The sequence below is a fragment of the Pseudomonas sp. 210_17 TE3656 genome, from assembly GCF_054821965.1.
This window is the reverse complement of the sequence record NZ_JBTRBC010000001.1, coordinates 4,791,768-4,804,378: the sequence shown is the minus strand read 5'-3', so window position 1 is coordinate 4,804,378 and position 12,611 is coordinate 4,791,768. Positions and strand designations below refer to the sequence as shown.

The following is a 12,611-nucleotide window of genomic DNA, read 5'->3' as shown; positions in this document are numbered from 1 at the left end:
CGCGCGTGGGTACTCCGGCCTACAAGAACAATACGGAGAACACTCATGGCGGCCATCGACACCACTTCCAGTGGCAGTACACCCAACCGCGGGATCACCAAGGAGGAGCGCAAGGTTATCTTCGCATCGTCCCTGGGTACCGTTTTCGAGTGGTACGACTTCTACCTCTACGGCTCGCTCGCGGCGATCATCGCCAAGCACTTCTTCGCCGGTGTCAACGAAACCACCTCGTTCATCTTCGCCCTCCTCGCCTTCGCTGCAGGCTTTGCCGTACGGCCCTTCGGCGCCATTGTGTTCGGGCGTCTGGGCGACATGATCGGGCGCAAGTACACCTTCCTGATAACCATTGTGATCATGGGCGTGTCCACCGCGATCGTCGGCTTGCTACCCAGTTACAGCACCATCGGCGTGGCCGCGCCGATCATCCTGATCAGCCTGCGCCTGTTGCAAGGCCTGGCGCTTGGGGGTGAGTACGGCGGCGCTGCAACCTACGTGGCCGAACACGCGCCGAAAGGCAAACGTGGCTACTTCACCTCGTGGATCCAGACCACCGCGACCCTCGGCCTGTTCCTGTCGTTGCTGGTAATCCTCGCCTGCCGCACGATTCTCGGTACCGAAGCCTTCGAGGCCTGGGGCTGGCGGATTCCGTTCCTGCTGTCGATTCTGCTGCTGATCATTTCGGTGTACATCCGTCTGCAACTGAGTGAATCGCCGGTGTTCGTCAAGATGAAGGCCGAAGGCAAAGCCTCCAAAGCGCCACTGACCGAATCCTTCGCCCGCTGGGACAACCTCAAGGTGGTGATCATGGCCCTGCTGGGCGGCACCGCCGGCCAGGCGGTGGTCTGGTACACCGGCCAGTTCTATGCGCTGTTCTTCCTGTTGCAGACCCTCAAGATCGACCCACAAACCGCCAACCTGCTGATCGCCGGCTCGCTGCTGATCGGCACGCCGTTCTTCATCCTGTTCGGCAGCCTGTCAGACCGCATCGGGCGCAAGGGCATCATCATGGCCGGCTGCATCATCGCGGCGCTGACCTACTTCCCGATCTTCAAAGCGTTGACCGAGTACGGGAACCCCGATGTATTCCTCGCCCAGGAGAAGAACCCGGTGACGGTGATCGCCGATCCCAACCAGTGCTCGTTCCAGTTCGACCCGGTGGGCAAAGCCAAATTCACCAGCTCCTGCGATCTGGCCAAAAGCGTGCTGGCCAAACGGGCCATTCCCTACGAGAACGTAAAGGCCGAGCCTGGCGTCGTTGCGCAGATCCGAATCGGTGACAAAGTGCTGCAGAGCTTCGAGGGCACCGGCATGCCGGCTGCCGATTTCAAGGTTCAGAACGATGCCTTCGTCGCGACCCTCACTGGCGCGCTCAAGGACGCGGGATACCCCGAAAAAGCCGACCCGGCCAAGACCAACTACCCGATGGTATTGCTCCTGCTGACCATCCTGGTGATCTACGTGACCATGGTCTACGGCCCGATTGCCGCCTGGCTGGTGGAGCTGTTCCCGGCGCGCATCCGCTACACCTCGATGTCGCTGCCCTACCACATCGGCAACGGCTGGTTCGGCGGTTTCCTGCCCACGGTGGCATTCGCCATGGTGGCGGCGACCGGGGATATCTACTACGGGCTGTGGTACCCGATCGTGATCGCGGTGATGACCGCCGTCCTCGGCATATGCTTCCTGCCGGAAACCAAGGACCGGGAAATACATCACACCTGAAGCCGACACTGTACGCAGCCCTGCGGGTTGGGCGATGATCGCGCCCCACCCGCTGTCAATGGAATGAACATGCACGATGTTATGAGCGTCTTTGCTTTGTGTGTCGTCGTACTCTTTGTGAAGATGCTGGCGATTTCCTGCTACCAGGGTTTCTATCGCATCAGCCGTATGACCTTCAAGAATGCCGAAGACGCCGGTTTTGTCGGACGCCAGGCCAGCCCGGAGGAGTTGCCACAAGTCAGCCGCGCGGCGCAGGCCTGGGCCAATGACCTTGAGAACATTCCGTTGTTCTTTGTCCTCGGCGCGCTGTGCCTGGTGTTCAATCCTCCCGCTGCGCTGACCGTCGGGCTGATGGTCGTGTTCACGGCCGCACGGGTGGTGCACACCCTGTGCTTCCTGGCACGCTGGCAGCCGTGGCGCACGATTGCCTACGCGGTGGCGATCGTCTGTCTGTTGGGGCTGGCCGCTATGGTGACTATGGGGGCCGTGCGCCACCTTTGAGCGTCCCGCAAACAAGGGTTCTTCTCGGAATCCCGGGGGCTATGATCCTTGGGTTGGGTTGGGATGATGTGGTTGTGAGCTTATCCATTTTGTGTGGCGATGCTGCCGGCCCCTTCCGCCCTTACGGCGGCCTACTTTTTTCTTGGAAAAAGTAGGCAAAACCGCTGGCTCCTACATACGGCCCTACGCTGCGCTCCGGGTCCCCTCGCTACGGTGCCTTCCAGGGGCATCGCGGCCTACGACTTGCTTCGCCAAGTCTACGGCTCGCGAACTTCGGCTTTGGCCGAAGGGTGCTGCGCACCAGCCCCCTCCAGACACCTCCACTCGGCCTCCTGAAGTCGCTAAGTTACGGGCGGCGCCTGCACTGACGCATCTTCGAAATTAGATATTGGCGGAGCCAGTCACGCGGGGCAAACCCGCTTGCAAAGCAAGCTCGACTCGCTCTCGCTCTTGATCTTCGTGCGCGTAAGTTCGAGCGCTGCGGACTGCGACTTCAGGAGGCTGAGTGGAGGTGCCTGTAGGGGCCAGTGCGTAGCACCTTCGGCGTAGCCGAAGAGCGCGAGCCGTAGACTTGGCGAAGCAAGTCGTAGGCCGCGTGGCCCCGGAAGGTGCCGTAGCGAAGGAACCCGGAGCGCAGCGTAGGGCCGGATGCAGGAGCCAGCGGTTTTGGTTCCTTTTGCCAAGACAAAAGGGACCCGCCGTAAAGGCGGAAGGGGCCGGCAACATCGCCACACAAAATGGATAAGCTCACAACCACAGCAATCAAAACCCAACCCAAGGATCATAGCCCCCCGGAATTCCGTGAAGAGCCCAAAAAAAACGGGATTGGCACTGTGCCAATCCCGCTCGGGTGCAACCTGTGAGCTAAAACTCAATCAGCTCCAGGGACGGTCACCGTTCTCGTCTTTGATGCGAGTCGGCAAGCCCATCACGTCCAGCGCCTTGAGGAACGGCTCAGCCGGCAGCTCCTCGACGTTGGCCATGCGCTGCACATCCCACTCACCACGGGCGACCAGCAAGGCTGCCGCCACTGGCGGAACGCCTGCGGTGTAGGAAATACCCTGGCTGTCGGTCTCGGCGTAGGCCTCTTCATGGTCGGCCACGTTGTAGATGAAGATCTCACGTGGCTGGCCATCCTTGGTGCCCTTGACCAGGTCACCGATGCAGGTCTTGCCGGTGTAGCCCGGCGCCAGCGAGGACGGATCAGGCAGTACGGCCTTGACCACTTTCAGCGGCACCACTTCCAGGCCTTCAGCGGTCTTGACCGGCTGCTCGGAGAGCAGGCCAAGGTTCTTCAGCACGGTGAACACGTTGATGTAGTGCTCGCCAAAGCTCATCCAGAAGCGCACGTTCGGTACGTCGAGGTTCTTCGACAGCGAGTGCACTTCATCGTGGCCGGTCAGGTACAGGTTTTGCGAACCTACCACTGGCAGGTCGTCGGTACGCTTGACTTCGAACATGGTGTTGCTGGTCCACTGGCTGTTCTGCCAGCTCCACACCTGCCCGGTGAACTCGCGGAAGTTGATTTCCGGGTCGAAGTTGGTGGCGAAGTACTTGCCATGTGAGCCGGCATTGACGTCGAGAATGTCGATCGAATCAATGCGGTCGAAATACTGTTGTTGCGCCAGCGCCGCATAAGCGTTGACCACACCCGGGTCGAAGCCTACGCCGAGAATGGCGGTAATGTTCTTCTGCTGGCACTCTTCGAGGTGTTTCCACTCGTAGTTGCCATACCAGGGCGGGGTTTCGCAGATTTTGCCCGGTTCTTCGTGGATGGCGGTGTCCAGGTAGGCCACGCCGGTATCGATGCAGGCACGCAGCACCGACATGTTGAGGAAGGCGGAGCCGACGTTGATGACGATCTGCGATTCGGTTTCGCGGATCAGCGCTTTGGTCGCTTCGACATCCAGGGCATTGAGTGCAAATGCCTTGATTTCAGCAGGCTGTTTGAGGCTGCCCTTGGCCTTGACGCTGTCGATGATGGCCTGGCATTTGGAGATGTTGCGCGACGCGATAGCAATACGACCGAGTTCGTCGTTGTGCTGCGCGCACTTGTGGGCCACCACCTTGGCGACACCTCCTGCACCAATGATAAGAACGTTCTTCTTCAATTTCTCTTTCTCTCCTTTACTGCCAGCTTACGACAGGCTGGACAAGTAGTCTTCGAACCCGAATTCACGAACCACCTCGACTGTACCGTCGAGTTGTTTCACTACGATGGACGGCATTTTCAGGCCGTTGAACCAGTTTTTCTTGACCATGGTGTAACCCGCTGCGTCAACAAACGACAGCCGATCGCCGATGGCCAGCGGACGATCAAATTGGTATTCGCCGAAGATGTCGCCAGCCAGGCAGGACTTGCCGCACACCATGTAGGTGTGATCGCCGGTGCTTGGCGCGAGCTTAGCGTTGAGGCGGTAGATCAGCAGGTCGAGCATGTGCGCTTCGATCGAGCTGTCGACCACGGCCAGGTGCTTGCCGTTGTACAGGGTGTCGAGCACGGTCACTTCCAGCGAGGCGCTCTGGGTGATCGCCGCTTCGCCCGGCTCCAGGTAGACCTGCACGCCGTACTTCTCGGAGAAGGCCTTCAGGCGCGCGCAGAAAGCGTCCAGCGCATAGTCTTCACCGGTGAAGTGGATACCGCCGCCCAGGCTTACCCACTCGACCTTGTGCAGCAGGTGGCCGAAGCGTTCTTCGATGGTGCTGAGCATCTGGTCGAACAGACCGAAGTCGTCGTTCTCGCAGTTGTTGTGGAACATGAAGCCGGAGATCTGCTCGATTACCTCTTCGACTTTCACCGGATCCCATTCACCCAGGCGGCTGAACGGACGCGCCGGGTCGGCCAGCAGGTAGTCGGAGCTGCTCACCTGTGGGTTGACGCGCAGGCCACGCACAGTGCCTTCGGTCTGTTCGGCAAAGCGTTGCAGCTGGCCGATGGAGTTGAAGATGATCTTGTCGCAGTTCTCGACCATCTCGCCGATCTCGTCGTCGGCCCAGGCCACGCTGTAGGCGTGCGCTTCGCCGGCGAACTTCTGACGGCCCAGTTTGAGCTCGTAGAGCGACGACGAGGTAGTGCCGTCCATGTACTGCTGCATCAGGTCGAACACCGACCAGGTGGCGAAGCACTTGAGTGCCAGCAGGGCCTTGGCGCCGGAGTTTTCACGCACGTAGGCGATCTTCTCCATGTTGCGCAGCAGCTTGGTTTTGTCGATGAGGTAATACGGCGTTTTGATCATTTCGAGGCCCCCGGCAAGGCCGGCCAAAAAAAGGACACGCATTGTGCCCTCCCTTGACGGAACTCGAAAGGGAGAAAAGCGATTTTCGCCAAGTCAGTGGTCGTGTGGGCCGTGTTTCGGGCCTGTTGCAGGTGGCATTTCAGCCACCTGTGGGGCTTTCGATCAGGCGAAGGCGTTGATGAACCAGGTAATCAACGGCAAGGCAACGATGTCGATCAATACCGCGCCACACAGCGGCACGATAATGAAGGCCTTGTAGGAGAACACCTTGTAGTGGTCACAGATGGCGCCCATGTTGGCCACCGCATTCGGCGTAGCGCCCAGACCATGGCCCATGTAGCCGGCACACAGCACTGCGGCGTCATAGTTGCCGCCAAACAGGCGGAACAGCACGAAAACGCACAGCAACACCATGATCAGCACCTGCACCACCAGGATCACCAGCAACGGCAGGCCCAGCTGTTCCAGCTCCCAGAACTTCAGGCTCATCATCGCCATGGTCAGGAACATGCCCAGGCTGATGTCGCCCACCGTACTGACCGCGTTGTCCGGTATCTCGATGACACGTGCACGGTCGTTGAGGTTACGCAGGATGATGGCAACGAACATCGCACCGACATACACCGGCAGGACGATGCCCAGGTGCTCCTTCAAGGCATCGCCGATCCAGAAGCCGAGCACCATGATCACCAGCATGCAGGTCAACAGACGCAGCAGCACGGCGGCATCCAGGGGCGCGCTCGGGGCTTCGTTGGCTTTTTCCAGGGCCTGCAGGGTGTCGACCTGATCGGCCTTGACCGCCAGCTTTTTACGGTCGATCAGGAAGCGCGCCACCGGGCTGCCGAGCAAGCCGCCAGCGACCATACCGAAAGTCGCCGAGGCCAGCGCTGCGGTAGTCGCACCACTGGTACCGAGGCTCTCGGCAATCGGTCCGAAGGCCGCCGCGGCTCCAAAACCGCCTTCCAGCGACACCGCACCGGCCATGATCCCCAGCAACGGATCGATGCCGAGCAGTTCGGCCATACCGACACCCACTACGTTCTGCAGCAAGGCCAGGCCCCAGCAGGCGCCGAGGTAGACGAAGAGGATTTTGCCGCCCTGGCGCAGCAGGCCAAGGCTGCCGCCCAGGCCGACGGTGGTGAAAAACGCCACCATCAGCGGGGTTTGCATCGCGGTGTCGAGCTTGATGTCCAGCCATTGCTGGTTACGCAGCAGCCACACCACCAGGGCAAAGCCGAAGCCGCCGATCACCGGGGCCGGTACACAGAGTTGGCGCAGCCAATAGCTGTGCTTTTTCAGTTGCGCCCCCAGCGCCAGCAGCACAAGGGCCAGGGCGACGGTGGTCAATGCATCGAGTTGCAGGGTCAGCATGGGTGAATACTCTTGTTTTTATACTTGGATTAATGGGGAGAAAGGCTTAGTCGGCCAGGCTGGCCAGCAGCCGCGCGCCGATGCGTGCAGTGCGCTGGTCCTGATCGAGGCCCGGATTGAGTTCGGCAACGTCGGCCATGCGCAGCTTGCCGCTGGCCTTGGCCCGGCGGACCAGGTGCTCGACCACCATCAGGTCGACGCCATGGGCCGACGGCGCACTCACGCCGGGCGCCTGGCTGGCAGGCAGCACGTCCAGGCAGACAGTCATGTACAAGTGATCGATGCCGCTCAAGAACTCATCGACAAAGGCTTCGATGGCCGGGACATTCCACGGCTGCATCTGCCGGTCGAGGCGATAGCGCACGTTCAGGCGCCGGGCCTGATCGAACAGCGCCTGGGTGTTGTTCAACTCACTCACGCCCAGGCAGCAGTAGTCAAAGTCCAGGCCGGCCTGCTGGCAGTACTCGGCGATCTGCCGGAACGGCGTGCCGGAGCTGCTTTGCGCGGCGTGGCGCAGGTCGAAGTGGGCGTCGAAGTTGAGGATGCCGATACGCGGGCGCGCCTCGCGCTGGCGCAGGTGTTCGGCCAGGCCCAGAAAGCTGGCGTAGGCAATCTCGTGGCCGCCGCCCAGCCCCAGAGGCAGATGGCCCTGATCGAGCAGTTGGCTGACACGCTCGGCGTAGGCCTGCTGCGCGCCCTCAAGGTCAGAGCCGACACAGGCGATGTCGCCGCTGTCGTACAGTGCCCGCTGGCCACGCCAGGCCAGGTTGGCCAGGGCTTTGCGCAAGGCCTCTGGCCCCTGGCGGGCGCCGCTGCGGCCCTGGTTGCGGCTGACACCTTCGTCGCACGCCAGGCCCACCAGGGCGCTGCCGGGCGCTTGCGCGCTGCTGCAGGGCTGCACCCACTGGTGCCAGCGCAGTGCCGACGAGCCTTCGTCAGCGTCAATACGGCCTTGCCACACGGGCATGGCGAGATGTGCGGTCATGCGGGGTACTCCAGGTTGATTCAGTCCAGCCGCGCGCCTACACGCAGGGCGACCTCGCGGGTCCAGCGGGTCAGGCGTTCGCTGTTTTGCTGGGCACGAATGGCCGGGGCCATCAGGCTGATTGCACCGTGCAAACGGTTGCGGCTGTCGAGCACCGGGGCGCTGACGCCCCAGATACCGTCGTCGATTTCGCCAAGGCTGACGGCATAGCCCTGGTCGCGAATTGCAATGAAGCTCTGCAGATAGACCGCGATGCCGTCAGCATCGACGCCCTGTTCGTGGAGGATCGCCTCGCTGCGTTCCGGCGCCATATGCGCCAGCAACACCCGCGCCGAAGCCCCCACCAGCAGCGGCTGGGCCAGGCCTTTCTGATAGCAGCAACGCAGCGGCTGCGGGCTGTCGATCAGCTCGATGCAAATCGCCTGGCCATTACTCGGCACCATCAGCGCAACGCTTTCCCGGCTCAACTCGGCCAGGCGCTTGAGCTCAGGCAGGGCTTGCGATACCAGCAACGCTTCACGGTCGAACTTGTTCGCCAGCTGCAGGCAGGCCGGCCCCGGCAGGTAGCGGCCATGGCCGTTGTCTTCCGCCAGGCCCCAGCGCAGCAGGGTTTTCAGGTGCCGATAGGTGCTGCTCAGGGGCTGTGCCAGTTGCAGGCTCAGTTCCTTGGCCGACAGCGCCTCATCGGCCTGGCCAAGGGCAACGAGGATCTGCAGCAGGCGATCGGTGGGCGTGTTGTAGTTCATATGTGCTCCTTGCGAACATGGTGCACAGGCTTTTCCCAAAGGGTGAAACAGGATTCCCACTAAGTGGGAAATTTCGCAATTAAAAACGATGAGGGGTGTGTAAACGGCAGGCAGGATCAGGCCGACAAGGACTTGCCGCAGCGCCCGTAGACCACTATCTCTCCCGCGGTGGCAATCACCAGGCTCAAGCCGGTGTAGGAAAACCCGAACGCCCTCACCTCCAGTTCGACCCCCAGCTTGTGGAACAGCGCTGGCCGGTTGTAGCGCGCGCCGTGCAGCCACGACCCCGGTTCAACCAGCAGCAGGTGCTGCTCGGGCCAGGCCAGAACGATGTCCTCGACCATCCAGCCATCGGCGGTGGCCAGCGGCAGACCGCCGCCATTGATACCGGCCATGCGGATCACCCGCTCGTGCAACGGGCCGATGCCGCGGGTTTCCAGGTGGCGGTCGCTGCCGAGGTTGTCGGTGCGGTCGCGGGCGACTTTCTCGCCGGTCTGGCAATCGATCACACTGCGCCCGGAGCTGGAGGCGACCAGCAGCAGTTCGCTGTCACGGTCAAAGCCGATTTCCAGCAGACCGGCAATGGTCAATCGCGTCTTCAACTGCCACGGTTCAGGCGCTGCTGCGACCTGAAGCTGTTCGATCACCCGGCGCAGCGGGTCAAGATGGGATGAGGGCATGTCGCGACTCTGCTGTAGGGGTCAGGCGTCGGATTCCGGCATTTTTGCATCAAGCCTTGCCGCAATGATTCATGGATCCTACAACGACCAGACGCCAGCCGGTTACCCCAAGAGGCTCTGGCGCGCAAAGATGAGCCTGCGGTGTATTCGCATCCCCCTGGTTGTCAGGCATGATCAGCAGCGCATGCTTTACCCCTCTATGCCTGCGCGGAGCCGAAATTGCCCACCCCTCGCCACTTCAGCCAGAAATCCAGTACAACAAACATGCTGAACCTCAAGCACCCGCAGGGGCCCTCTTCGCCCGCCTACCGCGTCGGCTTCCTGCTGCTGGAGAATTTCTCCATGGCCAGTTTCACCGTGGCCATGGATGTGCTGGTCACCGCCAACCTGTTGCAAAACGAACTGTTTGTCAGCACACCGCTGTCACTGGGGGCCGAACGGGTGATCAGCGACCTGGGGCTGGAGATCTATGCCACAGGCCTTGAGCGCAACACCCTGGATAACCTGGACATGCTGGTAGTCTGTGGCGGCTTGCGCACACCGCTCAAATACCCGCAGCTGGACCGTCTGCTGAGCGAGGCGGCAAGCCATGGTCTGGCTTTGGGCGGGCTGTGGAACGGTGCCTACTTTCTCGGGCGTGCCGGGGTACTGACAGGCTACAACTGCACCATCCACCCCGAACAGCGAGCGAGCCTGGCCGAGCTCACGCAAAGCACGATTACCCCGGCCAGTTTTGTCCTCGACCGCGACCGCTTGACCGCCGCCAGCCCCAACGGCGCGCTGGAGATGATGCTGGCGCTGCTCAAGCTGCAACAGGGTGAAGCACTGGCGGCCGGGGTCGAGGAGATTCTGGCGTTCTCCGGGGCACGCTTTCGGCGGGTCGACAGCAGTTCGAAAAAATCCATGAGCGCACCGCTGCGGACCATCGTCGAACTGATGGAAAACAACCTGGAAGAAACCCTGAGCCTGGATCAGCTGGCCACCTACAGCGGTCGCTCGCGCCGCCAGATCGACCGGCTGTTCCAGGCGCAACTGGGCACCTCGCCCAGCCGCTACTACATGGAACTGCGCATCACCAAAAGTCGGCGCCTGCTGCAGTATTCCGATCTGCCGTTGATGGATGTGGCGATAGCCTGTGGCTTTGTCTCGGTGTCGCATTTCAGCAAGTGCTACAGCGCCTACTTCGGCTACCCGCCTTCGCGTGAACAGCGGCTGGGCGAGTAACCACGGCGACTGCTGTTCAGGCTCAAGCCGCCCTCCACCACCAGCACCAGCACCGCCAGCCAGATGGCGATGTAGGTGGGCCATTGCGCCGCGGCGATGCTTTCCCCCAGGAGGATCGCGGCCAGCACCAGCAGAATTGGTTCGACATAGATCAGCAGGCCGAACAGGGTCAGGTTCAAGCGTGGCCCTGACAGCGCTTGCAAGGCCAGCGCAGATGCACTGATCGCCCCCAGCCCGGCGACCAGCCACGGCAAGTTTGAGCCACTGGCGGCAACGCTCAGCACTACGCCGCCCTTGAGCACGAAAAACAGGCTGACCGGCAGGCTCAGGCTCATGTCGAACCACAGGCCGCCCATGTTGTTGCTGTCGCTGACCCGGCGCAGCCAGAAGTACAGCGGATACCCCAACCCCACCGCCAGCACCGGCCAGGTGATGGCCTTGGCAATGGCGATCTGGTTGATGATGCCCAGCGCCGCAAGCGCACAGGCCAGCAGTTGCAGGCGACTGATGTTGTCGTTGAAGGCCAGACGGCCGACGATCACCATGGTCAGTGGCATGAGGAAGTAGCCAAGCGAAACATCCAGGCCGTAGCCATTGATCGGCGCCCACATGAACAACCACAACTGCACCCCGAGCAACGCCGCCGATAACAGACGCACCGCCCAGAACCAGCGCTCTTCAAACACCCGCCGAACAAGCCGGCGCACTTCGTGCCAGTGGCCGCTGGCGAACACCATCAGGGTCAGGCAGGGCACAGTCAGGAGAATTCGCCAGCCGTAGATTTCGTCGCCGGCCAAGGGTTCGAGCAAATGGGTATAGGCATACATCACGGCAAACAGCACCGACGCCAGTACGTTGAGCAGCACGCCCAGGGCGGCATTGGGGATAGCGGGCGAGTGCATGGCGGCATCCTTCACGTAGCGGTTCGGTTGGTGATAATTTATTGCGTAGCGCCCGATAAGTGCCCTCGTTTTTCACCCTGAAGATGAGAAATTTTTGCACATGAAACCTGCACTGGATGATTTCGACCTTGCCCTGCTCAACATCCTGCAGCAGGACAACAGCCTGCCGCTGCGGGAACTGGCCGAGCGGGTACACCTGTCGTCAGCCTCCGTGCAGCGGCGCATCCAGCGGCTGAAGACAGCCGGCTTTATCCAGGCCAACGCGGCAGTGGTCGATCCGGAAAAAGTCGGTCAGGTAATTACCTTGATGGTCGAGGTGCATGCCGACCGCACCCAGTCGGCAGACCTTGAGCTGATGAAACAGGCCTTCTCCGGGCCCGAGATCCAGCAGTGCTACTACGTCACCGGCGATGCTGACTTCATGCTGGTGCTGACGGTGGCGAGCATGAGCGAGTTTCAGGCACTCGCTCAACGGCTGTTTCATGACAACCCGAATGTGAAGTGGTTTCGCACCATTGTCGTGCTGGAGCGGGTGAAATCGACCTTGCATGTGCCGATTGCCCCGCGATGAAGTCAATTCTGCTCTAGCGCCTGACGTAACTCTTCGGCCGTGGCGAACTCCCGCTGACTGACCACCTGCCCCTTGTCCAGTTGCAACCACAGCACCTTGTCTTCGGCACCGGCATAGCGCGTAGCCACGCTGCCCTCACGGTCCAGCAGCACCCGGTAGCTGTAGTCGCGCATGGCCGGGATGGCAAAGAGCCTGGAAATCAGCGCCGGCATGCGCTGGATGTCCGCGACGAACACGGTCTGGCGGGCTTCCAGGTAGCCCTTGGGACGGTCGGCCAGGGCCGCCTTGACCAGCTTGGCGCCATCCATGTTGCGCGCCACCAGCAAGGTGCGGGTCTGGTCGTTGAGGCTGTAGGCCTGGTCGTACTGGTCAAGCAGGGTCCAGGGCGCCAGGCGCTCGCCGACTTCGACCGCCTGGGCCAGCAGCGGGGACAGGCTCAACAGTAGTGCTATGGCGTATTTCACAAGTGACCTCAATGGCTTGTAAGAGAATGCAGCGTGCATGGTAGGCCGTTGCCGCCGAGCCAGTCCATGCATGAGAAAACCCTGAAACAAATAAAACAAAAGGATATAAAAATAACAAAACAATCTAACTAAACAGAATAAACAAATTGAAGCACTTAACCGGGCTGCTTATATTTTTGGACACCAACCGTCCTTGAGTCTCTGGAGTC

The 12,611-nt window shown here is 61.2% G+C and carries 12 protein-coding genes; 4 read left to right on the top strand and 8 right to left on the bottom strand.

Going from position 1 to position 12,611, the window contains the following annotated elements; all coding sequences use genetic code 11:
* Positions 1-45: 45 nt before the first annotated feature.
* Positions 46-1,722, top strand: a complete 1,677-nt coding sequence (locus ACVI9W_RS22355) for an MFS transporter (protein WP_461531237.1) — start codon at positions 46-48, stop codon at positions 1,720-1,722.
* Between the two features lie 69 nt (positions 1,723-1,791).
* A complete protein-coding gene (locus ACVI9W_RS22350) occupies positions 1,792-2,223 on the top strand; it encodes an MAPEG family protein (RefSeq protein WP_461531236.1) in 432 nt (143 codons plus the stop codon).
* An 875-nt stretch (positions 2,224-3,098) separates the two neighbouring features.
* Here ACVI9W_RS22350 and ACVI9W_RS22345 read toward each other — a convergent pair.
* From ACVI9W_RS22345 to ACVI9W_RS22320, 6 genes are all read right to left on the bottom strand, one after another.
* Positions 3,099-4,334, bottom strand: coding sequence for a saccharopine dehydrogenase family protein (locus ACVI9W_RS22345; RefSeq protein WP_038609797.1), 1,236 nt, complete (start codon positions 4,332-4,334; stop codon positions 3,099-3,101).
* 27 nt (positions 4,335-4,361) lie between these two features.
* Complete coding sequence (gene nspC / locus ACVI9W_RS22340; RefSeq protein WP_461531858.1) at positions 4,362-5,459, bottom strand: carboxynorspermidine decarboxylase; 1,098 nt, start codon at positions 5,457-5,459, stop codon at positions 4,362-4,364.
* Positions 5,460-5,621: 162 nt separating this feature from the next.
* Positions 5,622-6,830, bottom strand: a complete 1,209-nt coding sequence (gltS, locus tag ACVI9W_RS22335; protein WP_461531235.1) for a sodium/glutamate symporter — start codon at positions 6,828-6,830, stop codon at positions 5,622-5,624.
* Between the two features lie 46 nt (positions 6,831-6,876).
* Positions 6,877-7,815 (bottom strand): formimidoylglutamase, encoded by a 939-nt coding sequence (gene hutG, locus ACVI9W_RS22330; protein ID WP_461531234.1) that lies wholly within the window; start codon positions 7,813-7,815, stop codon positions 6,877-6,879.
* 20 nt (positions 7,816-7,835) lie between these two features.
* Positions 7,836-8,561, bottom strand: a complete 726-nt coding sequence (locus ACVI9W_RS22325; RefSeq protein ID WP_038609790.1) for an IclR family transcriptional regulator — start codon at positions 8,559-8,561, stop codon at positions 7,836-7,838.
* A gap of 116 nt (positions 8,562-8,677) precedes the next feature.
* Positions 8,678-9,241, bottom strand: coding sequence for a hypothetical protein (locus ACVI9W_RS22320; RefSeq protein ID WP_038609787.1), 564 nt, complete (start codon positions 9,239-9,241; stop codon positions 8,678-8,680).
* Between the two features lie 219 nt (positions 9,242-9,460).
* Here ACVI9W_RS22320 and ACVI9W_RS22315 point away from each other — a divergent pair, with 219 nt between their 5' ends.
* Positions 9,461-10,465: a GlxA family transcriptional regulator gene (locus tag ACVI9W_RS22315; RefSeq protein ID WP_461531233.1), complete on the top strand. Its 1,005-nt coding sequence runs from the start codon at positions 9,461-9,463 to the stop codon at positions 10,463-10,465.
* Here the strand turns inward: ACVI9W_RS22315 and rarD are convergent.
* Complete coding sequence (gene rarD / locus ACVI9W_RS22310; RefSeq protein ID WP_461531232.1) at positions 10,429-11,367, bottom strand: EamA family transporter RarD; 939 nt, start codon at positions 11,365-11,367, stop codon at positions 10,429-10,431. The two genes, ACVI9W_RS22315 and rarD, sit on opposite strands and share 37 nt — an antisense overlap.
* A 100-nt stretch (positions 11,368-11,467) precedes the next feature.
* Between rarD and ACVI9W_RS22305 the strand changes: the two genes are divergently transcribed.
* Positions 11,468-11,938 (top strand): Lrp/AsnC family transcriptional regulator, encoded by a 471-nt coding sequence (locus ACVI9W_RS22305; RefSeq protein WP_461531231.1) that lies wholly within the window; start codon positions 11,468-11,470, stop codon positions 11,936-11,938.
* 2 nt (positions 11,939-11,940) lie between these two features.
* Here ACVI9W_RS22305 and ACVI9W_RS22300 read toward each other — a convergent pair whose 3' ends face one another.
* Positions 11,941-12,402 (bottom strand): FAD/FMN-containing dehydrogenase, encoded by a 462-nt coding sequence (locus tag ACVI9W_RS22300; protein WP_191833566.1) that lies wholly within the window; start codon positions 12,400-12,402, stop codon positions 11,941-11,943.
* Between the last annotated feature and the right edge of the window lie 209 nt (positions 12,403-12,611).

Excerpts from the sequence above, each read along its gene's own strand:
- ACVI9W_RS22325 (WP_038609790.1), bottom strand. The coding sequence starts at position 8,561 with ATGAACTACAACACGCCCACCGATCGCCTGCTGCAGATCCTCGTTGCC.
- nspC (WP_461531858.1), bottom strand. The coding sequence starts at position 5,459 with ATGATCAAAACGCCGTATTACCTCATCGACAAAACCAAGCTGCTGCGC.
- rarD (WP_461531232.1), bottom strand. The coding sequence starts at position 11,367 with ATGCACTCGCCCGCTATCCCCAATGCCGCCCTGGGCGTGCTGCTCAAC.
- ACVI9W_RS22320 (WP_038609787.1), bottom strand. The coding sequence starts at position 9,241 with ATGCCCTCATCCCATCTTGACCCGCTGCGCCGGGTGATCGAACAGCTT.
- ACVI9W_RS22305 (WP_461531231.1), top strand. The coding sequence starts at position 11,468 with ATGAAACCTGCACTGGATGATTTCGACCTTGCCCTGCTCAACATCCTG.
- hutG (WP_461531234.1), bottom strand. The coding sequence starts at position 7,815 with ATGACCGCACATCTCGCCATGCCCGTGTGGCAAGGCCGTATTGACGCT.
- ACVI9W_RS22350 (WP_461531236.1), top strand. The coding sequence starts at position 1,792 with ATGCACGATGTTATGAGCGTCTTTGCTTTGTGTGTCGTCGTACTCTTT.
- gltS (WP_461531235.1), bottom strand. The coding sequence starts at position 6,830 with ATGCTGACCCTGCAACTCGATGCATTGACCACCGTCGCCCTGGCCCTT.
- ACVI9W_RS22355 (WP_461531237.1), top strand. The coding sequence starts at position 46 with ATGGCGGCCATCGACACCACTTCCAGTGGCAGTACACCCAACCGCGGG.